The organism is Nocardia niigatensis NBRC 100131, from assembly GCF_000308655.1.
Lineage (GTDB): Bacteria > Actinomycetota > Actinomycetes > Mycobacteriales > Mycobacteriaceae > Nocardia > Nocardia niigatensis.
On record NZ_BAGC01000056.1, the window covers coordinates 1 to 20,260 of the forward strand.

The following is a 20,260-nucleotide window of genomic DNA, read 5'->3' on the forward strand; positions in this document are numbered from 1 at the left end:
GGCGTCGTCCGCGGTCAGCGGGTACTCGTGCTGCATCCAGACCAGGCGGTTGACGATGGCCCGGTGCTCGACGGCGACGCCCTTGGGGCGGCCGGTCGAGCCGGAGGTGAAGATGACGTAGGCGGTGTGCCCGGGCAGCAGTGGGCGGACCCGCTCGCCGTCGGTGATCGGCGCGCCGCTGTGCGACCGTGCGGACGCCTCGGCCCGCTCCACCGTGAGCGTCGCGACATCCCGCGCCCCGGCGTCGAATTCGTCCCGCTCGGCGGTGAACAGCAGCCGCGGGCGCGCGGTGTCGAGAATGTGGCCGATGCGGTCGTGCGGCTGATCCGGGTCCAGCGGCACGTACGCGGCGCCGGCCCGCAGCACCGCGTACATGGCCACGACCAGTTCGGTCGAACGCCGCAGGGCCAGGGCCACCAGCGATTCCGGGCCGATGCCCTCGGCGATGAGCAGCCGCGCGAGGCGGTTGGACCGCTCGGACAGCTCCCGATAGGTGAGGGTCTCGTCCTCGAAGACCAGGGCGACGGCGTCCGGGGTCGCCGCCACCTGCGCCTCGAACCGCGAGACCAGCGTCGCCGCAGCGCCTTCCGGCAGCGTCGCCGCCACCTCGAAGGCGGTGGCGTTCCAGTCGCCCAGCACCCGCTGCCGCTCCCCCGCGGAGAACAGCGCGAGATCGCCGACCGGGGCGGCCGGGGCGGCGGTCACCGCGGCCAGCACCCGCTGGAAGCGGGCGGCCAGCTCGGCCACCGTGGCGGCGTCGAACAGGTCCAGGGCGTAGGAGAATTCGGCCGCCAGGCCGGTGGCCTCGCCGCGCTCGTCGTGCGACTCCTGCATGGTGAGCTGCAGGTCGAACTTGGCGAACGGGATCTCCAGATCCGCGCCCGCCACCGTGAGCCCGGGCAGTTCCAGGCGGGTGGGCGCCATGTTCTGGAAGGTCAGCATGACCTGGAACAGCGGGTTGCGGGCCTGCGAGCGGGCCGGGTCCAGCAGTTCCACCAGGCGCTCGAACGGCACGTCGGCGTGGCCGAAGGCGCGCACGTCGGTCTCGCGCACCCGGGCCACCAGATCCGCGAAGGAGACGCCGGGATCGATGTCGGTGCGCAGCACCAGGGTGTTGACGAACATGCCGATCAGGCCGTCGAGTTCGGCCTCGCCGCGGCCGGCCACCGGGGTGCCGATGGCGATGTCGCGGGTGCCGGAGAGCCGGGCCAGCAGCACCGCCAGCGCCGAGTGCACCACCATGAACAGCGTGGTGTTGTGGGTCTCGGCGAAATGCCGGGCGGCCGCGTAGATCTCGTCGTCGATGCGGAAGCCGTGGGTGCCGCCGCGATAGGACGCGACGGCGGGCCGTGGCCGGTCCCAGGGCAGCACCAGCTCGTCGGGCAGGTCCGCGAGGGTCTCCCGCCAGTAGGCGATCTGCCGCGACAGCGCCGAGTCCGGATCGTCCTCGCTGCCCAGCGATTCCCGTTGCCACACCGCGTAATCGGCGTACTGCACCGGCAGCGGCGCCCACTGCGGCGCGGCGCCGCGCATGCGCTCGGCGTAGGCGGAGACCAGGTCGCGGGCCAGCACGCCGATCGAAACACCGTCGGCGGCAATGTGATAGATCGCTGCGACCAGCACGTGCTCGTCCGGCGCGAGGCGCAGCAGGCGCAGTCGCAGCGGTGGCGCGGCGGTCACGTCGAAGCCGGCCCCGACCACCTCGGCCACCCGGGCCGGGATGTCGGCGGCGTCGATGTCGACGACCGGGAGTTCGGGCAGCGCGCGCGGGTCGTCGGCGGGCAGCACCAGCTGGTAGCCCTCGCCGTCGACCTCCGGGTAGATGGTGCGCAGGACCTCGTGGCGCGCAACCAGATCCGCGGCCGCGGCCCGCATGGCGTCCACGTCGAGCGAACCGGACAGGCGCACCGCGAGCGGCATATTGTCGACCGCGCTGCTCGGGTCGAAGCGGTTGAGGAACCACATGCGCTGCTGCGCGAACGACAGCGGCACCCGGTTCGGGCGGGGCAGCGAGCCGAGCGCCGGTCCGGTTGCGGCCGGGGCCGATTCGCCGTGCAGCCGGCGGGCCAGCTCGGCCACCGTGGAGCCCTCGAACAGCACGTGCACCGGGACCCGCACGCCCAGCGCGGTGCCGATGCGCGCGGCGGCCTGTGCGGCCAGCAGCGAGTTGCCGCCGAGTTCGAAGAAGTCGTCGTCCGCACCCACCCGCGCATCCGGGTTGTCCGGAATCAGCAAGGCGGCGAACACTTCCGCGACGATCTCCTCGGCGCGTGTGGCGGGAGCCCGGAACTCGCGGGCCGCGAAAACGGGCTCCGGCAGCGCATTCCGGTCAAGCTTGCCGACCGGGGTCAACGGAATCTCGTCCAGCACCAGCAGCGCGGCGGGCACCATGTAGGCGGGCAGCGATTCGCCGATGTGCGCGGCCAGCGCCGCGGTGTCGAGGGTCGCGCCCGGCCGGGGCAGCACGTACGACACCAGCGCGGTCGCCCCGGAGGGCAGTGTCTTGCCCAGTGTCGCAGCGAAATCCACGTCCGGGTGCGCGCTCAGCGCATTGTCGATCTCGCCCAGCTCGATGCGCAGACCGCGAATCTTGACCTGGAAGTCGGAGCGGCCCAGGTACTCGATCACGCCCGGGTTGTCGGACTCGGCGGTGGTGCGGCGCACCAGGTCGCCGGTGCGGTACAGGCGCGCGCCCGGCGTGCCCGCGGCCTCGCCGAAGGGACTGGCCACGAAGCGTTCCGAGGTCAGCCCCGGCCGCCCCTTGTAGCCCTGCGCCAGCGCCGGACCCGACAGGTACAGCTCGCCGACCACGCCGTCCGGCACCGGCCGCAACCGCGAATCCAGCACGTACGCACCGACACCCGGGATGGCCGTGCCGATGGTGATCGGCTCGCCGGGCAGCAGCGGGGCGCTCGAGGTGGCGAGGATGGTCGCCTCGGTGGGGCCGTAGCCGTTGTAGAAGGAGCGTTCGCCGGTCGCCCAGCGCGACACCAGTTCCGGGCCGAACTTGTCGCCGGCCACCACGACCGTGGTCAGCTCGGTCAGCCCGGCCGGATCCACCGATTCCAGGGCGCCCGGGGTGATCAGCACGTGGGTGACGGCCTCGCGGCCCAGCAGCTCGGCCAGTTCCACGCCGCCGAACACGCCGGCCGGTGCGATGACGAGGGTCGCACCGGCGGTGAAGGTCAGCAGCAGTTCCAGCACCGAGACGTCGAAGCTCGGCGAGCAGACGTGCAGCACACGCGAATCCGCGGTGACCGCGTAGTGCTCCCGCTCGGCGGCGACCAGTCCGGCCAGGCCGGTGTGGGTGACCACCACGCCCTTGGGCTTACCGGTCGACCCGGAGGTGTAGATGACATAGGCCGGATGCTGCTCGGTGAGCGTGCCCGGCCGATCGGCGTAGGAGATGGGGTGATCCGGGTGCGCGGCGAGGCGCTGCGCGTGCGCCGGATCGTCCAGTTCGATCCACTCGGCGGCGGTGCCCAGCGCGGCGCGGTACTCCCGCGTCGTCAGGCCCAGCACCGCGCCGGAGTCGGTGAGCAGGTGCTCGATGCGATCGGGCGGATAGGCCGGATCGACCGGCACGTAGGCCGCCCCGGTCTTGGCGATGGCCCAGACCGACAGCACGGATTCGATGGAGCGGGTGATACCGATCGCGACCATGTCGCCGGGGCCGACGCCGCGGGCGATCAATTCCCGGGCCAGCTGCGAGGATCCGGCATCGAGGTCGCGGTAGCTGATCTCGCGCTGGTCGGCCGGATCGCCGGTCGGGTTGAACCGGATGGCGATGTCGTCGGCGGCGGACTCGACCGCGGCGGTGAGCAACTGCCCGAAGAGTGGGCTGCCGGACCGACGCCGACGATTACCACGAGCTGTACGGCGGGCAGTATCCATTCGCGTGCATTCACCTCTCGGGTTCATCTTTTCCGCAGGCCCACGACACTCGGCCCGACCCACGAAAAAATGACGTCTGTTCCCTGGACGCCAAACGGGTGAGCGGATCAAACAATCATATCGATGCTTGCGAGCGGCCTCGAGCGGCCCGCACACAGTGACTATCGCTGAGCAGCAATGATTGTTGCTACGAAGTGACTTGCGCCACAGCGGGTCAGAGCCAGCCGCGGCGTGTCGCCTGCACTCCGGCCTGGAATCGCGTGCTCGCGCCGAGGCGCTCGAGCAGACTCGCGGTGCGGCGCACCACCGTTCGGCGCGAGAGGCCGAGCCGGCGGGCGATGGTGTCGTCGGTGGCGCCCATGCTCATCAGCGTGAGGATGGCCTTGTCGCGCTCGTCGAGGGCCTCGGCCGGATTCACCGAGATCGGCGTTGCCATCAGCCATAGCGCGTCGAAGGTCTTGACCAGCAGATCCAGCGTGGGCGACGGGCCGACCCGCACCCCCATGGGGTCGCCGCGGCGTTCGTCGGTGTGCAGGACCAGCACCGCGCGCCGATCGTCGGCGACGATCAGCTTCATGGGCGGATCGGGCAGCGTACGCGCCTGCGCCCCAACCGCATTGGTGGCCAGCACGTGGCGCAGCCGCTCCGGGTCCTGGTAGATGGTCTCCTGGTACAGGGTGCGGTAGCCGATGCCCGCGGTGATCCGCGAGGACTTCAGCTCGAACATCCGCTCCTCGGTCTCCACATCGGAGAGGAACGGGCCGCGTTCCACCACCTTCACGCAGGTGTGCGCGGTGTGCTGCAGGTCCTCGAAATCGGCCAGCAGCTGGCGGCGTTCGTAGACGGCCACCACCGCGCCGTCGGCGTCGGTGGTGCGGCGCACCGAGCGGAAGGTCTCGCCCAAGCGCGCGGCGGCCGACTGCATGCGCAGCATGTCCTGGTTGCGGCGGCGAGTCTCGGCCTCCGACAAGGCTTCCGGCGCGTGCGCGTCGAAACGCACCACGCCCTTGCCGTCGGTGAGCCGCACCGCGGCCTCGAGCTGACACAGAGCCTCCAGCGCGGCCTCGGCCACGCGCGGCGGGATGGTCAGCCGCTCGGCAACCTCGGCCACGGTCGAGCGCGGGTGCTGCACGAGCACCGCGTAGGAGCGGCCGGGCACGGAGGCCGGGTCGAAGAGATCGTCCAGTGTCGTCACCGCACCCACCGGCGGGCGCCGGTCCGGGAAGCGTCCGGTCGCGGGCAGCGGTGAACGGTCTACTGGTCCGGTCCCCACTGCTGCTGCATGAGAACGCCCTTGCTGGCTAGCCATGGCAGCGGATCCATCTTGTTGTCGGCGGCGTCCCAGATCTCGAGGTGGAGATGGGGACCTGTGGAGTTACCGCGGTTTCCCACGGAGGCGATGACATCGCCGGTGTTCACGCGCTGACCGACCGTCACGTACATGTCGTTGACGTGGCCGTACACCGCGGTGGTGCCGTCGTCCTGCTTGACGCGCACCCAGAGGCCGAAGCCCGAGGCCGGGCCGGCGGAGATGACCTCGCCGCCCATGACCGAGTGGATCGGCGTGCCGATCGGGTCGGCGAAGTCGATGCCGTAATGCATTGCGCCCCAGCGCATGCCGAATCCCGAGGTGAGCTGGCCGTCGACCGGCTTGACCACGTTCGGGCCCGGGTTCAGCTGCTGCTGGAGGGTCTTGAGGGTTTGCTCGGCCTGCTGCAGCGGCCCGGAGATCTCGGGCGGCAGGTTCTGCAGGCCGAACGGGGCCGGATCGGGCGTGGCGTTGGCGATCGGCTGGGCCTGCGGGGTCTGCGCCGCGGGGGCGGTGTCCTTGGCCTGCTTCAGATCCAGGTCGGCCTGTTCGACCGGCGCGACGTCCTCGCCGATGGTGGTCGGCTTCTCGTCGTGCGTGGGTAGCAGCGGCGCGGCGTGCGCGAGGGCGGGGGCAAGCTGGGTGGCGGTGCCGATCAGGGCGCCGGCGGCGACCGCCACACCGGCGACGGACTTCACGCGATCGGTGGTGGTGGGTTCGGCCCGGTGGCGTCTGCGCGACGTGGTGAGGGTGCCGGCGGCACCGGAATCACCGAGCAGATCCATGACTGTGACAGAGTTCGCGGTCGTTCGATGGTGCGGCACTGCAAGTCCTAGCGTTCGGTGGGGTCCGGTAACGATTCGGCATCGCTGTGATGGAAACTGTACTCGCCTGTGATCAATTCGCAACCTTTTGTGCGATAACGCCAGGTGGAGCACTCGAACCCCTGATCACAAACCGTAACCGACGAGGCACACTTGTGACATGGTTCTCGACGAGTTGGATACGCCGATCGTGCTCGCGCCCATGGCGGGCGGACCGTCCACCCCCGAACTGGCCGCCGCGGTGACCGAGGCCGGCGGGCTGGGCTTCGTGGCCGCCGGGTACCTGCCCGCGAGCGAACTGGCCACGCGGATCGCGGCCACGCGGGCGCTGACCTCCGGGGCGTTCGGGGTCAATCTCTTCTACCCCTCCGAACCAAGTCCGACCGCTCGGTTCGATGCATATATAAGGACGCTCGCCGCCGAGTTCACGATCGGCGAGGCCCGCTACGACAGCGACGACTGGGCCGCCAAACTGGACCTGCTCGTCGCCGATCCGGTGCCGGTGGTGTCGAGCACCTTCGGCTGCCCGACCGCCGAGGAGATCGCGCGCCTGCACGGGGCCGGATCCGAGGTGTGGGTGACGGTCACGACCGTGGCCGAGGCCCGCCAGGCGGTGGCCGCGGGCGCGGACGTGCTGATCGCGCAGGGCGCGGAGGCGGGCGGGCACCGCGGCGTCTTCGTCGATGATCCCGCCGACGACCTCACCGATCCCCTGGGTCTGCTGGCCCTGCTGCAACTGCTGCGCGCCGAGGTGACGGCGCTCACGAAAGACGTGCCGATCGTGGCGGCGGGCGGCATCGCCACCGGGGCGGCGGTCGCCGGAGTGCTGTGCGCGGGCGCGGCGGCTGCACAGCTCGGCACCGCCTTCCTGCGCTGCCCCGAGGCCGGGACCGCGCCGCTCGTCCGGGACGCCATCACCGAACCGACGCCGACCATGCTGACGCGCGCGTTCACCGGACGGCGGGCGCGCGGGCTGCGCAACCGGTTCATGGCAGACCACCCGGACGCTCCGGTCGCCTACCCCGAGATCCATTACGCCACCGGGCCTTTGCGCGCGGCCGCGCGGGCCGCCGGCAATGCCGACGAGGTGAATCTCTGGGCGGGTCAGGCACATTCGCTGACGCCCGAGCTACCGGCAGGCGAGCTGGTGCGCACTCTGTCGGCGGATGCGAAAAATGCTCTGGAACGGGTACTTTCGCTGCGAATTCAGTGTTATTGACAACGTTTTTCATCTACAATCGGCTGACACCTTCCGCCATCCCATGAGGAGAGCGATATGTCACTCGACGTACCCACCGCACTACTCGAGCGCGCCGAACGCGGTGAAGTCAGCGACGCAGAGTTCGTCGAATGCGTCCGTAATTCGCTGCCCTACGCCTACGAGGTCGTCAGCCGGGTAGCCGCCGACCTGCGTTCCGGCACGGCGGAATACGCCGACAACACCATCCCTCCGCCGGACGAGACCGCCCGCGGTCAGCTGCTGCGCGCCATGGCCTCCGACGCCATCCGCGGCGGCCTGGAACGCCACTTCGGCGTGAAGCTCGCCTTCCAGAACTGTCACCGGGTGGCGGCCTTCCCGCTCCCCGCGGTCGGCGGCGACACCTACACCACGTTCATCTCCACCCGCGCCCAGCTGCTCAACCAGAGCCCGGAACTCCGCAACTGCTGAGCGCACCCCGCTGATCGGCGCGACCGAAACCCGGTCGCGCCGATCGGCATTCACCGCCTGATCATCGACGTTGCCGGACGCCGCCCGCCCGCCGGCTCCTGCGCTCGGCCCGGAATTTCCTGACCTCCCGCACCCCCAGCCAGGTGAACACCGCGAACGGCCCGACGAACAGGAACCACGCGGCGACCGTCGATCCGGCGTCGCCGAACCCATCGGTGAACGTCACGCCCACGGTGCCCACGGTCATGATCCCGAACAGCAGAATCAGCAGCGCCAGCACCACCCACCACACCGGCTGCCACGGCCGCACCCGCGGCTGCTCCAGCGGCCGATTCACGAAACCCGAATAACCCGTCCCCGACGACCCGTGCACGTACGGCGAGACGTACGCGCCCCCACCCGAAACCATTCCGCCCACCGGCGCCGACATACCCATGGACGCCCCACCGAGCCCACCCGCCGGTCCAGCCAACGGCACCGCAGCCCGCCCGCCCTGCGGTACTGAGCCCTGCTCGCCCGGTCGCACTGCGGCCTGCCCGCCCAGTGGCGCCGCGGAGACGGGCGTCGCCCCCGGCGGCATTCCCGTCGGCGGAGGCGTTGGGCCCGAGGACATTCCGCCCGGCGAAGGCGTGAACGCGGACGCCATGTGGTGGTAGGGAGAGGAAATGGGTGGCCGGGCCGGAGGCGGTGTGAAGGACTGCGGGCCCGCGCCGGGACCGGAGGCGTAGCCAGGGAAAGGTTCTCCGCCGTCCCATTTCGCGGTCGGTGCCGACCGGCTCAGCGGTCCTGCGGGCGATGCGGAGGCGTCGCGGGCGGCCCTGGCGTCGAGGGCGGCTCGGGCGGCCGCGCCCAATGCTCCGGCGCTCGGGAAACGGTGCCCGGGCTCCTTCGCCATACCGCGGATGACGACGGCGTCGAGGGCCGCGGGGACGAGTGAGTTGCGGTCGCTCGCCCGGGGTGGGTCAGCGGTGAGGTGGGCGGTCATCTGCTGCACCGGGTCGGCCTGGGCGAAAGGCTTGGCCCCGGTGAGGATCTCGTAGAGCATGCAGGCCAGGGAGTAGACGTCGGAGCGTAGGTCCTCGGTGCCGGAGTAGCGCTCGGGGGCCATGTAGGCCCAGGTGCCGACGGCCACTCCGGTGGAGGTGATGGTGGCCTGGCCGACGCCGCGAGCGATGCCGAAGTCGATGAGGTAGGCGAAACCGTTGGGAAGGGTGAGGACGTTGGAGGGCTTCACATCCCGGTGCACCAGGCCCGCCCGATGCGCGATGTCGAGGGCCTCGGCGATCTGGGTGACCAGATCGACCGCGCGGTCGAGCGGCAGCGCTCCCGCCTCGCGCAGGGTCTTGCTCAGATCGGCGCCCTCGATCAGCTCCATGTCGATGTACAGGCGGCCGTCGAGTTCGCCGAAGGCGTGGATGGGCACCACATGCGGTCCGCGCAGCCGCGCGGCCAGCCGGGCCTCGCGCTCGAAGCGCCGCCGATAATCCTCGTCCGTGGCGAGTTCGACGGGTAACAGCTTCAGCGCCACTTCACGTTCGAGATGCGTGTCCTCGGCCAGCCACACCTGGCCCATGCCGCCGCGCCCGATCAGCTTTACGAGTCGATAGTGGCCGAGATTGCCTGCCCCCGGCACCTGTCCTCCCCATGTTCCAGCGCGTAATGCGCGGTGCTCAGCATACGACCCCGGGCCGGGAAACACACGGTGCCGGATCCCGGCCGGGAGCGTCGACGGCTCAGCCCTCCTGCAGTTTTCGCTTGAGCACCTTGCCGGAGGGGTTGCGGGGCAGTTCGGGCAGGAAGACAACCTCGCGGGGGACCTTGTAGCGGGCCAGGTTGGCCTTCACGAAGTCCTTGACCTCGTCCTCGGTGACCCTGTGACCGTCGTGAACGACCACGAAAGCCGCGAGGCGCGCGCCATATTGGTCGTCGGGGACGCCGAGGACGGCCGCCTCGCGCACCGACGGATGCGTGTGCAGCAGTTCCTCGACCTCCACCGGGAAGACGTTCTCGCCGCCGGAGACGATCATGTCGTCGTCGCGGCCGTCGATGAAAAGCCTGCCCGCGCTGTCGAAGTGGCCGACATCGCCGGAGGACATGAGGCCGCCGATGATCTCCTTGTGGCCGCCGCCGGTGTAGCCCTCGAACTGGATGGTGTTGCCGACGAAGATGCGGCCGGTGGCCCCTTTGGGTACGGCGCGCCCCCGCTCGTCGAGGATCCGCACCCGCGCCCCCAGCACCGGCCGGCCCACGCAGCCGGGCTCCTCGGCCAGGTCCGCGGGCGTGGCGATGGTGGCGTAGGCGACCTCCGTCGACCCGTACAGGTTGTAGACGACGGGCCCGAACGCCGCCATCACCTCCCGGCACAGTTGCGCGCCCAGCTGGGAACCGGCGACCAAAATGATGCGCAGCGCGGACAAGTCGTGGCCGGCGAGCGCGCGGCCGCCCAGGTCCATCATGCGGGCCAGCATGACCGGGACGGCGATCACCGTGGTCGCGCGATGCCGCGCCATGGAGTCGATGGCGGTCTGCGGGTCGAAACGACGGCGAATCACCAGGGTGGAGCCGAAGCCGAGAGTCAGCATGGCGCAGGCGAATCCGAGCGTGTGGAAGATGGGGGCGCAGCACTCGGTCACCTCGTTCACCCGGAACGGGACCTTGGACAGCAGACCGCCCAGCGACAGCAGGGATTTCGGCTCCGCGCGCGGCGCGCCCTTCGGAGTGCCGGTGGTGCCGCTGGTGAGCAGGATGATCCGGGGTTCCGCGCCGGGCGCGGGCGGCGCGGCGGGGGAACCGGTCTCGATCAGGAATTCGAGGCTGTCCTCGCGCGACTCCTCGGTCCAGGCCCGGTAGCTGCCGCGCCCGGGGTGCACCTCGTCGAGCATGTGCGCGTACTCGTCGTCGTAGACGAGCAGGTCGGTGCCCTCACGGGTGGCGACGTCACGAATCTGCGGGCCCGCGAAATCGGTGTTGAGCAGGATGATCCGGGCCCCGCACTTGGCGGCGGCGAAGATGGCCTCCAGCAGGCCGCGGTGATTGCGCGCCAGGATCGCCACGCCCTCACGGGGTTTCAGCCCGCGCTCGCGCCACGCGTTGGCCAGCCGGTTCGACCGGTCCTCGAGTTCGGCGAAGGTCAGCTCGCCCAGCTCGTCGATGACCGCGACCCGCCCGCCGTACCGGGCCGCCGACAGCCGCAGCGCGGCCGCCAGCGTGCCGTAGCGCAGCATGGCCGTGGCCGCGGACACCAGCACCGCCGGGGATTCCACCCGGGCCAGTCCGGCCCCCAGCACCAGCCGCGCGGATTCCGCCTCCAGATAGGCCCGCTCCCCCACCGACCTGATCAGCCCGAGCGTCATAGCGCGGCCTCCTCCTCGTCCACCCCTGCGGATTGCGGGCATCTGCCCTCAAAGTAAACCGTACGGATCCGGCACCGCGACCTGAACCCGCTCCGCGCCGGGCCCGGTCCCGCGGCGTGCCTATCATGGCGACCGTGACAGATCCGTTGTCGGCGAACCGGCGGAACTGGGATGCCCGGGCGGGCATCCACGCCGCCAGCAGCTTCTACCGCGATCGGGATTCCAGCTACTGGTTCGCGCCGTTCGAATGGGACGCGCTCGGAGACGTGCACGACCTCGACGTGGTGCATCTGCAATGCCATCTGGGCACGGAGACAATCGAATTCGCGCGCCGCGGGGCCCGCGCGGTCGGCCTCGACTTCTCGGCCGAATCGGTCCGGCACGCCCGCGAACTGGCCGGGGACGCGGCCGACTACGTGTGCGCGGACGTCTACCACGCGCGAGAAGCGTTGGGCGGACGCGACTTCGACATCGTCTACACCGGCAAGGGCGCGCTCTGCTACCTGCCCGACCTGCCCAGCTGGGCCCGCGTCGTCGCCGATCTGCTGCGCCCGGGCGGCCTGTTCTACCTGGTGGAATTCCACCCCCTGCTGCACGCCCTCGGCCCCACCCCGCCGCCCGGCGTCGACCCGGGACAGCTTGTCCTGCACGACGATTACCTCGCCGGCCGCGGCGCCCAGCGCCGCGACAGCGTCCACACCTACACCGACGGCCCCGACCTCACCACCGACACCACCGCCTACGAATGGCGGCACGGCCTCGGTGAAGTGATCAACGCCCTGCTCGCGGCCGGCCTCCGCATCACCGGCCTGACCGAAACCGACACGCTGCCCTGGCCGCGCTGGCCCCAGATGGTCCGGACCGACACCGGCTGGTGGCGACTTCCGGCCATCGATCCGATCATCCCGGTCCTCTACGGCCTGTCCGCGGTCAAGGACATGTAGGCCGGGACCGGCTCACGAAACCCGGAACGCGCCTCCTGGCCCCGGCGCGACATCCACGAGCTCGGCCCCGAAGACGTGTACGTCCTCTCGGGCATCTTCGCCCGCGACTACCCCGCCGGAACCTTCCTGCACGCCCCGCCGGCTCCTGGCACGTCCCCTCGACCCTCACCGGCTGCGCAATCTTCATCTTCTACCCACAGGGCTGACCAAACCCTGTGTGTCCACTTTTGACCATGACGCATCCTCTTTCGACCTGGTCCGCGACGGCTCCGCACACCAGCATCGAAGTCGTCGATCCGACCACGATAAGGACCAGCTCATGACCGCACGAATCACCGACCCCGCCCAGCTGCCAAGGGTTTTCGAGGCGCGACTGAACGCGGGCGACGTGGAAGGCGTGCTGTCGCTCTTCACACCCGGGGCGACGATGCGCACCACCACCGGAGCGGTCATCTCCGGCCGCGAAGCGCTGCATCAGGAGATCAGCGGCACCGTCGCCGCGCACGGGCGGCTCACCAACAACAGCAAGCATCTGCTGACCGCCGGCGACGCGGCCCTGCTGGTCACCAACTGGACCCTCGAGATCGACGGCCCGGACGGCACCCGCGTCACCCCGGCCGGAACCACCGCGAACATCGCCCGGCGGATCGCGAACGGCGAATGGCGATTCGCCGTCCTCAACCCGCTCCGAACGGCGTGAAGCGCTGCGGCACAACGCAGCAACCGGCGGGTGCGCCCTCGCATCGAGGGCGCACCCGGCCGGTCACGACAGCGTGATGACGGTCAGGGTGCCGTCGGCGTGCTGGGCGCGGAGGCGCTTCTTGTCGAACTTGCCGACACTGGTCTTGGGCACCTCGGCGATGAAGGTCCAGTGGTCGGGGAGCTGCCACTTGGCGAACTTCGAGGCGATGAAGTCGCGCAGCTCTTCGGGTTTGGCCTCGATGCCCTCGGTCAGCACGATGGCGACCAGGGGGCGCTCGTCCCACTTCGCGTCCGGGATGCCGATGACGGCGGCCTCGGCGACGGCCGGGTGGCCCATGACGGCGTTCTCCAGGTCCACCGACGAAATCCACTCACCGCCGGACTTGATGACGTCCTTGGAGCGGTCGACCAGGGTGAGGTAGCCGTTGGGGCTGATCTTGCCGACGTCACCCGTGCGCAGCCAGCCGTCGTGGAACTTGTCCGGATCCACCTCGCCGCCCGACGGCGAGTAGTAGGCGCCGGTGATCCACGGACCGCGAACTTCCAACTCGCCCAGGGATTCTCCGTCGTTCGGCAGCACCGAACCGTCGTCGCCGACCAGGCGGGCCTGCACACCGGCCGGGAAACGGCCCTGGGTATAGCGGTAGCTCCAGGCTTCGTCGCCCTCGGTCCCGGCGGGCGGGTGCGCCACCGAACCCAGCGGCGAGGTCTCGGTCATGCCCCACGCGTGCAGCAGCTTCACGCCGTGCCGCTCCTGGAACGCCTGCATCATCGACGGCGGGACGGCCGCGCCGCCGACCACACAGGTGCGCAGGTGCGAGATGTCCTGCGGCTGCGCCTGCAGACCGGCCAGCACGCCGCCCCAGATGGTCGGGACCGCCGCGGCGAAGGTCGGCTTGGCCTCGGCCATCATCTCCAGCAGCGGCGCGGGCTGCAGGAAGCGGTCGGGCATCAGCACATTCGCGCCCGACATGAGCGCGGCGTACGGGATGCCCCAGGCATTGGCGTGGAACAGCGGCACGATGGCGAGCACGGTGTCGGAGGCGTCGAAGCCCATGCCGTTGGGCGAGATCACCTGCATGGCGTGCAGCCAGTTGGAGCGGTGCGAGTAGACGACGCCCTTGGGGTCGCCGGTGGTGCCGGAGGTGTAGCACATGCCGGCCGCGGAACGCTCGTCGATGACCGGGAAGTCGTAGGTGTCCGGCTGGGCGTCGAGCAGCTCCCGGTAGGAGTGCACGGTGACGCCCTCGGGGGCCTGCAGCGCGGCGGCATCGCCATTGGCGACGATGACGTGGCGGACCGTCTTCAGGTTCGGCAGGTACTGCGCGAACATCGGCAGCAGCGAGCCGTCCACGATGACGACCTGATCCTCGGCGTGGTTCGCGACGAACACCAGCTGCTCGGGGAACAACCGGATGTTCAGCGCGTGCAGCACCGCGCCCATGGCGGGCACCGCGATGTAGGCGACCATGTGCTCGTTGTTGTTCCACATGAACGTGCCGACCCGATCGCCGACGCCGATACCCAGGTCACGCAGGGCATTGGCGAGCCGGGCCGCGTCCTGGCCGACCTCGCGATAGGTCTGGGTGCGTAAGCCGTCGCCGGTCCAGGTGGAGACATGGCTGTCGCCCTGGAAGGTGGAGGCGTAGCGCAGCAGTGTCGCGAGTGACAGCTGCTCGTCCTGCATGGTGCTCAACATTTCCCAACCGCTCCTTGCATATACCTACTGGAGAGTGAACTGAGTCACTTGCGGCGAGCCTAGCCGATTCGGACATACGCGATTCAGGGCCCAAACTGAGGGCATGGTGACCTCAGTTTGGGCCCGGTGAGCTGGCGAAATACTCGGGCTGCGGGCGGCGAACCCCACCGACACCGCCCGCAGCCCGTAGCCGACCCGCCGCCGCCCAACACGACGACCAGCCGGCTCCGCAATCCTGATCAGCGCCTCGACTCGCTGACGACGCCCCCTGCGGCGGCGCAGAATAGCCAATTACTAACCAGGACAAGCAAATTGGAGCAAGAACTTCCGTGAATATATTGAGTGCGACACCGGGCTGTCCAGTCGGGGACGGCGTCGCAGGTCAAACGGTGCTCACTGACCCGGACAGCGGCGCGTGAGGAGGGCCGTTACATGATTGCCGGGGCTGAATCAGCGCTCACCCGCCCGGCGTGGCCGAAAATATCGATTCACTGTCCGGGGATGTCTCCAGGACCAGCGGCAACACGCTCTACCGTTGCCGGTATGCAGCGAGAGCCATCCATTCTGATCATCGGTGCCGGATTCGCCGGGCTGGGCATGGCGCTGGAATTGCAGCGCCACGGCATCACCAACTTCACCATCCTGGAGAAGGCCGCCGACCTGGGCGGCGTGTGGCGCGAGAACACCTACCCGGGCGCCGCCTGCGATGTGCCCTCGCCGCTGTACTCGTGGTCGTTCGAGCCGAAATCCGATTGGCCGCGCCGGTTCTCGCAGCAGGCCGACATTCACGCGTACATGCGCGAGGTCGCCGAGAAGCACGACCTGCCGTCCAAGATCGAGTTCGGCACCGAGGTGGTGGACGCCGAATTCGACGAGCAGGGCGGCCTGTGGCGGGTCCGCACCGCCGACGGCGTCACCCATCTCGCCGACGTCCTCATTCCCGCGGTCGGGCAGCTGTCCCGGCCCGCCCTCCCGAACCTGCCCGGCATCGACACCTTCACCGGCGCGGCCTTCCACTCCGCCGAATGGGATCACTCGGTCGATCTCACCGGCAAACGGGTGGCGTGCATCGGCACGGGAGCCAGTGCCGTCCAATACGTTCCGGCCATCCAGCCGAAGGTCGAGCACCTCACCCTGTTCCAGCGCTCCGCCGCCTGGGTGCTGCCGAAATTCGACGTCGAGTACACACCGCTGCACCACGCGCTGTTCAAGTACGTGCCCGGAACGCGGCTCGCGGAGCGCTTCGCCATCTGGACCTTCTTCGAGGTGATGGCGTTGGCGCTCACCGATATTCCCGCCATCAAGCACCCGGTGATCGCCATCGCGGACCGGCATCGCGACAAGCAGGTGCCCGATGAGGCGTTGCGCGCCAAGCTGACTCCCGACTACGCGGCGGGCTGCAAGCGCGGCCTCTTCTCCAACGAGTACTTCCCCGCCCTCGGCCAGGACAATGTCACCGTCGAGACCACCGCCATCGAAGCGGTGACCCCCAACGGGATTCGCACCGCCGACGGCGTCGAACATCCGGTCGACGTGATCATCTACGGCACCGGCTTCAAGGGCACCGAATTCCTCGCCCCCATGAACATCTACGGCCTGCAGGGCCGCAAACTCGCCGACGAGTGGTCCTCCGAGGGCGCCCGCGCCTTCCTCGGCATGTCCGTCCCCGGCTTCCCCAACCTGTTCATGATGTACGGCCCGAACACCAACGTCGGCGCCGGCTCCATCATCTACATGCTGGAGTCCCAGTCCCGCTACATCCGCCAGGTCATCGACTACCTCACCCCCCGCCCCGGCCACTTCCTCTCCCCCCGCCCCGAAGCCGAACAGTCCTGGGACGACTGGCTCCAGCGCCGCCTGAAGGACACCCCCTGGAACTTCTGCTCCAGCTGGTACCGCAACGCCTCCGGCCGCATCACCAACAACTGGCCCGGCGCCACCCTCCTGTTCCGCTGGAAGACAACCAGATTCACCCCGGGCGACTACCTCGAGGGCGAAGCCAAGGGCCGCTAGCCCCCGCCCTGGGCCGCGCCACCACCAGGATCACCTCGTGGATGCGGCCCTACAGGCCCCCAGCAGGTAGACTGCCGACGACCCGGCCGGCGCCCCACGCCCCGGCCGTTCAGCCCTCGTAGCTCAGGGGATAGAGCACCGCTCTCCTAAAGCGGGTGTCGCAGGTTCGAATCCTGCCGAGGGCACAACCTGCGACAGACATTTCCGCAGTTAAAGGCGATTTCCGGCACCTTATGGCTCCGAACAGGCCCAGCTTTGGCAGTAGAACCCCAGGTGACATGTCGCAGGTTCGTGCCCTGAGTCACCAACCTGCGACAAGTCCCGGTTCGACAGAATTCTGTTTGGGAGTTCGCAGTGTGGCATGGACTTGGTTCTGTCCGGATGATCGCCTCACCGTCCGGTGGGTGGGTAGACAATTCGATCGGCTCAGCTTGGTCCCGCCGCTGATCGACCGCTCGCGTCTGGACACACGCCGACCCCGTCGGTGAGCTCGGGCCGCGCGCCGCGGCAGTACGGCACGTCCACGTGATGGACCTGGTGCTGACTCCGTTTGAAGTTGAGAAACGTCCGGACACACGCGCATTTTCAGAAAACGAAGTGCGACTATGGCTCGAGTTCGGCTTTTTGTCGCGGTGGCGATCGTCCTGCATGTCGTCGGTCACCACCGTGCCGTGGGGTCCCCCGTGTCGGGGCTGTCAGCGGCCAGGACCCGCATCCCGGCGACGAGATTCTGTTCGAACAACTCGATCGCTTCGGTCACGTGGCCCGCCAACGGAATTCGTCGCCCCGCTGATCGGCTTGCCACGGCGGTTCAGTCACCATCTGACGTTGGACGAGGCGCCCTCTCGCGCCGCTGAGCGAGCGCCGCGAATCGGTCAGAGCGCCCGCTTCAGCCCGACGTGACTGTTCTCGTACCCGAGCCGCGCATAAAAGGCGTGAGCCCGCTCGCGGACCCGGTCTGTGGTGACCTGCGCGAGTGTCGCACCCCGGTGCCTACCGTGGTCGTGTGCCCACTCGAGCATCGCGGTTCCGATGCCGCGAGAGCGTTCCGAGGCAGCGACCCGGACTCCCTCGATCTGGAGGCGGGTGGCGCCGCCGCGGGACAGCCCCGGAATGATGGTGAGCTGCATGGTGCCGACGATCCGGTCGCCCTCGTCCCGGACCACGGCCAGATAGTGCGACGGGTCCCTGGTGACGGCGTCGTATGCCTCCTCGTAGCGGGAGATTTCGAAACCTTCGCGGGTACGGCCGATCTCGTCGTCGGAGAGCAGCGCGACCAGCGCTGGCACGTCGGCACGCCCCGCCCGCTGCACACGATAGATCCGGTCGCCGAGTCGGAGCCGACCACCGACCGAAGCCCGTGCCCGTGACTGCAGTCGGGCGATCAGCGTGTCCAGCCAGGCGCCGACGTGCCGCCGGGCTTCGGGAGTGTCCGGATACCGGCAGCGCAGGTGCAGCCCCGCCTCGTCGAGGATGAACCAGAGCATCACGCCGTCGGTCCGAATCGTCGCGCCGACGTACTGCGCCTCCAATCCGGTCGCGTCGACTCGCACCGGCAGCCGACGCAGGTCCAGCCACGAAATCGCGAACATCCCCGGCGCCTCGGGCATCCCGCCCCACGGACGCAGGATGTCCTCCAGTGGCCAGGACCCCATCCGGACGGCCTCCTTCACCGCCTCCGCGCTGGCACGGGGATCGGAGTCGGCCGACTCGAGCACCGAGTTGGTGATGAACCACCCCACCGAGTCGTGCCAGGTGGTGTCGTACCGACTGTGCACCGGAAACACGGCCCGCAGTGCGGTGCCGGCCAACTCGTGGGTCACCTCGGTCATCGCCCCCACCACCAGCGCCAAGGTCGAGACGCCGTCGTCGCGGGCCTGCGCCGAGAACGCGGCGCTGTCGTCGACGTCGAGGACATCGCGCACCTCCACGCGCTCCTCCTGCAACGTCGCCTCACCCAGCGGCAACGGGAACCGTGGCATCACATCGCCGCTGCCCGCCAGCACCTCAGCCCAGCGGCGGTGCACCTCGTCGGGTGCCGGCGGGCGGTCCCGCAGCGCGCGGGTGTGCTCGGCGAAGGCGGGTGCGGGCGGCAACGACGGTGCACGACCCTTCTGCACCGCGGCCAGCGCGGTGAGCAGGTCGCGCGCGATCACCAGCATCGACCACATGTCGACGTGCGCGTGGTCGGCGGCGACCACCACGGTCGGCCCTACCGCGGTCTCGAGCACGCAGAGCCGGTACGACGGACGACCGTACGGTGAACAAGCACTGTCGAGCACGGCGCGGAGCGCATCGTTGACCGCCTGCCCCGGAGCGATCACATGCTCGACCCAGCCGCCGGGGAGGATATCGACCTCGTGCAGCCGAGGCTCGCCGTCCTCGCCCGGCACGAAGACCGACCGCAGCGTGCCGTGCCGCTCGATCACCGCCAGCCAGGCGGTCGCGAGCTCGTCGGGCGGTACCGGCGCGGAGAGCCTGAAGGACAACGCCATCCAGGATCCCGCTCGGTCGCCGGCGCCGACGTGGCGTCGCTGGTCGAAGGACACGGGAAGTGACCGGCCCACCCGACCCGCAGTGACGTCGAAGCCCAGCAGGCGGCCGAACGGCAGGCGCAAGTGCGCGACGTTGGTCAGCCGCATGACGGTATCCTAGGCTCCCTCCCGAGCGATCGCCGTCTCACCAGCACCCTGGAGCCGCCGTGCCGACCTTCCGTGTTCCCGGCGCCGACCTCGACGTGGAACTGAGCGACGAGGGCGGCCACCCCGTCGTCCAACTCCACGGCCTCACCTCCAGCCGCCACCGCGACCGTCTGATGAACCTCGATCTCGGCCGCGGACTCAGCGGAACCCGACTGCTGCGGTACGACGCGCGCGGCCACGGCCACTCGACGGGCCGTACCGTCCCCGACGACTATCGGTGGCCGGTTCTGGCCGATGACCTGCTGAACCTGCTCGACCACTGGTTCCCCGGTGAACAGGTGCACGGTGTCGGTCCTTCGATGGGCACCGGGACACTGCTGCATGCCGCTGTCCGCGATCCTGGCCGATTCGCCGGCCTCACCCTGCTGGTGCCCGCGACCGCCTGGCGCACCCGCGCCGCGAAGGCCGACATCTACCGGAAGAACGCCCGCTTGATCGAGGAGCAGGGACTCGACGCCTTCCTCGGTGCCGATCTCACCGTGCCTCGCCCGCCGGCCACCGTCGGAACGCCGGAAACCGTGCCGGATGTCGCCGAGCACCTACTGCCCTCACTGTTCCGCGGGGCAGCGATGAGCGACCTGCCCGCCCCCGAGGCGATCGCCGCGATCGAGGTGCCGACCACGGTGTTGGCCTGGATCGACGACCCCGCCCATCCGGTGTCGACCGCCGAGGCGCTGGTGGACCTGCTGCCGAAGGCCACACTGGAGGTGGCGCACACACCGGCCGATCTCGCACGCTGGCCGAGCATCCTGTGCGAGGACGTAGCACGACACGGGTAGGCACGACGCCCTAGCGATTCGTCCTGGGCGAACCGCCCGATACGATCGCCCGTGCCCCACAGCTCGCTGTCGGCCGGTCCGACTCCCAAATGCACGCTCTGGCTACACGGAACTGATCGAATCGGTCCCAGGACGGGTGCACAACAGCCGAGCGCCAACCGGATCTCGTGTGGCGCAGCGCCAGGCCGCACGCCCCGCGCCCGCCGGTGATGCCACCACTGGCGTCGTGAACAACGTTGCGGCACAGAACTATTCGTTGCCATGCGCTTGTGGTCGGCTCCGCCGGTGGCGGATCCCGGACCGTGACTTTCTTACCGAAGTGATCAATCCGAAGTAGCGGCCGCGCCGACGATAATGACTCGAAGCATGTTC

Annotated in this window: 13 protein-coding genes, 1 tRNA gene and 1 pseudogene; 8 read left to right on the forward strand and 7 right to left on the reverse strand. The window is 69.6% G+C overall.

What is annotated here, in order from left to right; translation table 11 throughout:
* From ON33_RS27025 to ON33_RS27035, 3 genes are all read right to left on the reverse strand, one after another.
* Positions 1-3,894: non-ribosomal peptide synthetase (locus ON33_RS27025; RefSeq protein ID WP_157184751.1), on the reverse strand; the 3,894-nt coding region annotated here is incomplete at its 3' end.
* 214 nt (positions 3,895-4,108) lie between these two features.
* Positions 4,109-5,089, reverse strand: a complete 981-nt coding sequence (locus tag ON33_RS27030) for a helix-turn-helix transcriptional regulator (protein WP_040861970.1) — start codon at positions 5,087-5,089, stop codon at positions 4,109-4,111.
* Between the two features lie 59 nt (positions 5,090-5,148).
* On the reverse strand, positions 5,149-5,988 hold the full coding sequence (locus tag ON33_RS27035) for a M23 family metallopeptidase (RefSeq protein ID WP_051152875.1): 840 nt from the start codon (positions 5,986-5,988) through the stop codon (positions 5,149-5,151).
* 199 nt (positions 5,989-6,187) lie between these two features.
* Between ON33_RS27035 and ON33_RS27040 the strand changes: the two genes are divergently transcribed.
* Positions 6,188-7,246 (forward strand): NAD(P)H-dependent flavin oxidoreductase, encoded by a 1,059-nt coding sequence (locus tag ON33_RS27040; RefSeq protein WP_040861926.1) that lies wholly within the window; start codon positions 6,188-6,190, stop codon positions 7,244-7,246.
* A gap of 57 nt (positions 7,247-7,303) precedes the next feature.
* Positions 7,304-7,696 (forward strand): SCO5389 family protein, encoded by a 393-nt coding sequence (locus ON33_RS27045; RefSeq protein ID WP_040861927.1) that lies wholly within the window; start codon positions 7,304-7,306, stop codon positions 7,694-7,696.
* Between the two features lie 61 nt (positions 7,697-7,757).
* Here ON33_RS27045 and ON33_RS27050 read toward each other — a convergent pair whose 3' ends face one another.
* A complete protein-coding gene (locus ON33_RS27050; protein ID WP_157184752.1) occupies positions 7,758-9,329 on the reverse strand; it encodes a serine/threonine-protein kinase in 1,572 nt (523 codons plus the stop codon).
* Between the two features lie 100 nt (positions 9,330-9,429).
* On the reverse strand, positions 9,430-11,049 hold the full coding sequence (locus ON33_RS27055; RefSeq protein WP_040861928.1) for an acyl-CoA synthetase: 1,620 nt from the start codon (positions 11,047-11,049) through the stop codon (positions 9,430-9,432).
* Positions 11,050-11,174: 125 nt separating this feature from the next.
* On the opposite strand from ON33_RS27055, the gene ON33_RS27060 reads away from it, so the two are divergent.
* From ON33_RS27060 to ON33_RS27065, 3 genes and pseudogenes are all read left to right on the forward strand, one after another.
* Positions 11,175-11,993, forward strand: a complete 819-nt coding sequence (locus tag ON33_RS27060; RefSeq protein ID WP_040861929.1) for a class I SAM-dependent methyltransferase — start codon at positions 11,175-11,177, stop codon at positions 11,991-11,993.
* 36 nt (positions 11,994-12,029) lie between these two features.
* A pseudogene (locus ON33_RS43600) lies at positions 12,030-12,199 on the forward strand (cupin domain-containing protein); the annotation flags it as partial.
* Positions 12,200-12,312: 113 nt separating this feature from the next.
* On the forward strand, positions 12,313-12,693 hold the full coding sequence (locus ON33_RS27065) for a YybH family protein (RefSeq protein ID WP_051152879.1): 381 nt from the start codon (positions 12,313-12,315) through the stop codon (positions 12,691-12,693).
* A 63-nt stretch (positions 12,694-12,756) separates the two neighbouring features.
* On the opposite strand, the gene ON33_RS27070 is transcribed toward ON33_RS27065, so the two are convergent.
* A complete protein-coding gene (locus ON33_RS27070; RefSeq protein ID WP_040861930.1) occupies positions 12,757-14,394 on the reverse strand; it encodes a long-chain fatty acid--CoA ligase in 1,638 nt (545 codons plus the stop codon).
* Between the two features lie 543 nt (positions 14,395-14,937).
* On the opposite strand from ON33_RS27070, the gene ON33_RS27075 reads away from it, so the two are divergent.
* A complete protein-coding gene (locus ON33_RS27075) occupies positions 14,938-16,407 on the forward strand; it encodes a flavin-containing monooxygenase (RefSeq protein ID WP_040861931.1) in 1,470 nt (489 codons plus the stop codon).
* A 112-nt stretch (positions 16,408-16,519) separates the two neighbouring features.
* Positions 16,520-16,592 (forward strand) — tRNA-Arg (locus ON33_RS27080).
* 690 nt (positions 16,593-17,282) lie between these two features.
* On the opposite strand, the gene ON33_RS27085 is transcribed toward ON33_RS27080, so the two are convergent.
* Positions 17,283-19,049 (reverse strand): GNAT family N-acetyltransferase, encoded by a 1,767-nt coding sequence (locus tag ON33_RS27085; protein WP_040861932.1) that lies wholly within the window; start codon positions 19,047-19,049, stop codon positions 17,283-17,285.
* A gap of 59 nt (positions 19,050-19,108) precedes the next feature.
* On the opposite strand from ON33_RS27085, the gene ON33_RS27090 reads away from it, so the two are divergent.
* Complete coding sequence (locus ON33_RS27090) at positions 19,109-19,888, forward strand: alpha/beta fold hydrolase (RefSeq protein ID WP_040861933.1); 780 nt, start codon at positions 19,109-19,111, stop codon at positions 19,886-19,888.
* Positions 19,889-20,260 lie beyond the last annotated feature (372 nt).

Excerpts from the sequence above, each read along its gene's own strand:
- ON33_RS27035 (WP_051152875.1), bottom strand. The coding sequence starts at position 5,988 with ATGGATCTGCTCGGTGATTCCGGTGCCGCCGGCACCCTCACCACGTCG.
- ON33_RS27040 (WP_040861926.1), top strand. The coding sequence starts at position 6,188 with ATGGTTCTCGACGAGTTGGATACGCCGATCGTGCTCGCGCCCATGGCG.
- ON33_RS27045 (WP_040861927.1), top strand. The coding sequence starts at position 7,304 with ATGTCACTCGACGTACCCACCGCACTACTCGAGCGCGCCGAACGCGGT.
- ON33_RS27055 (WP_040861928.1), bottom strand. The coding sequence starts at position 11,049 with ATGACGCTCGGGCTGATCAGGTCGGTGGGGGAGCGGGCCTATCTGGAG.
- ON33_RS27060 (WP_040861929.1), top strand. The coding sequence starts at position 11,175 with ATGGCGACCGTGACAGATCCGTTGTCGGCGAACCGGCGGAACTGGGAT.
- ON33_RS27065 (WP_051152879.1), top strand. The coding sequence starts at position 12,313 with ATGACCGCACGAATCACCGACCCCGCCCAGCTGCCAAGGGTTTTCGAG.
- ON33_RS27070 (WP_040861930.1), bottom strand. The coding sequence starts at position 14,394 with ATGTTGAGCACCATGCAGGACGAGCAGCTGTCACTCGCGACACTGCTG.
- ON33_RS27075 (WP_040861931.1), top strand. The coding sequence starts at position 14,938 with ATGCAGCGAGAGCCATCCATTCTGATCATCGGTGCCGGATTCGCCGGG.
- ON33_RS27085 (WP_040861932.1), bottom strand. The coding sequence starts at position 19,049 with ATGCGGCTGACCAACGTCGCGCACTTGCGCCTGCCGTTCGGCCGCCTG.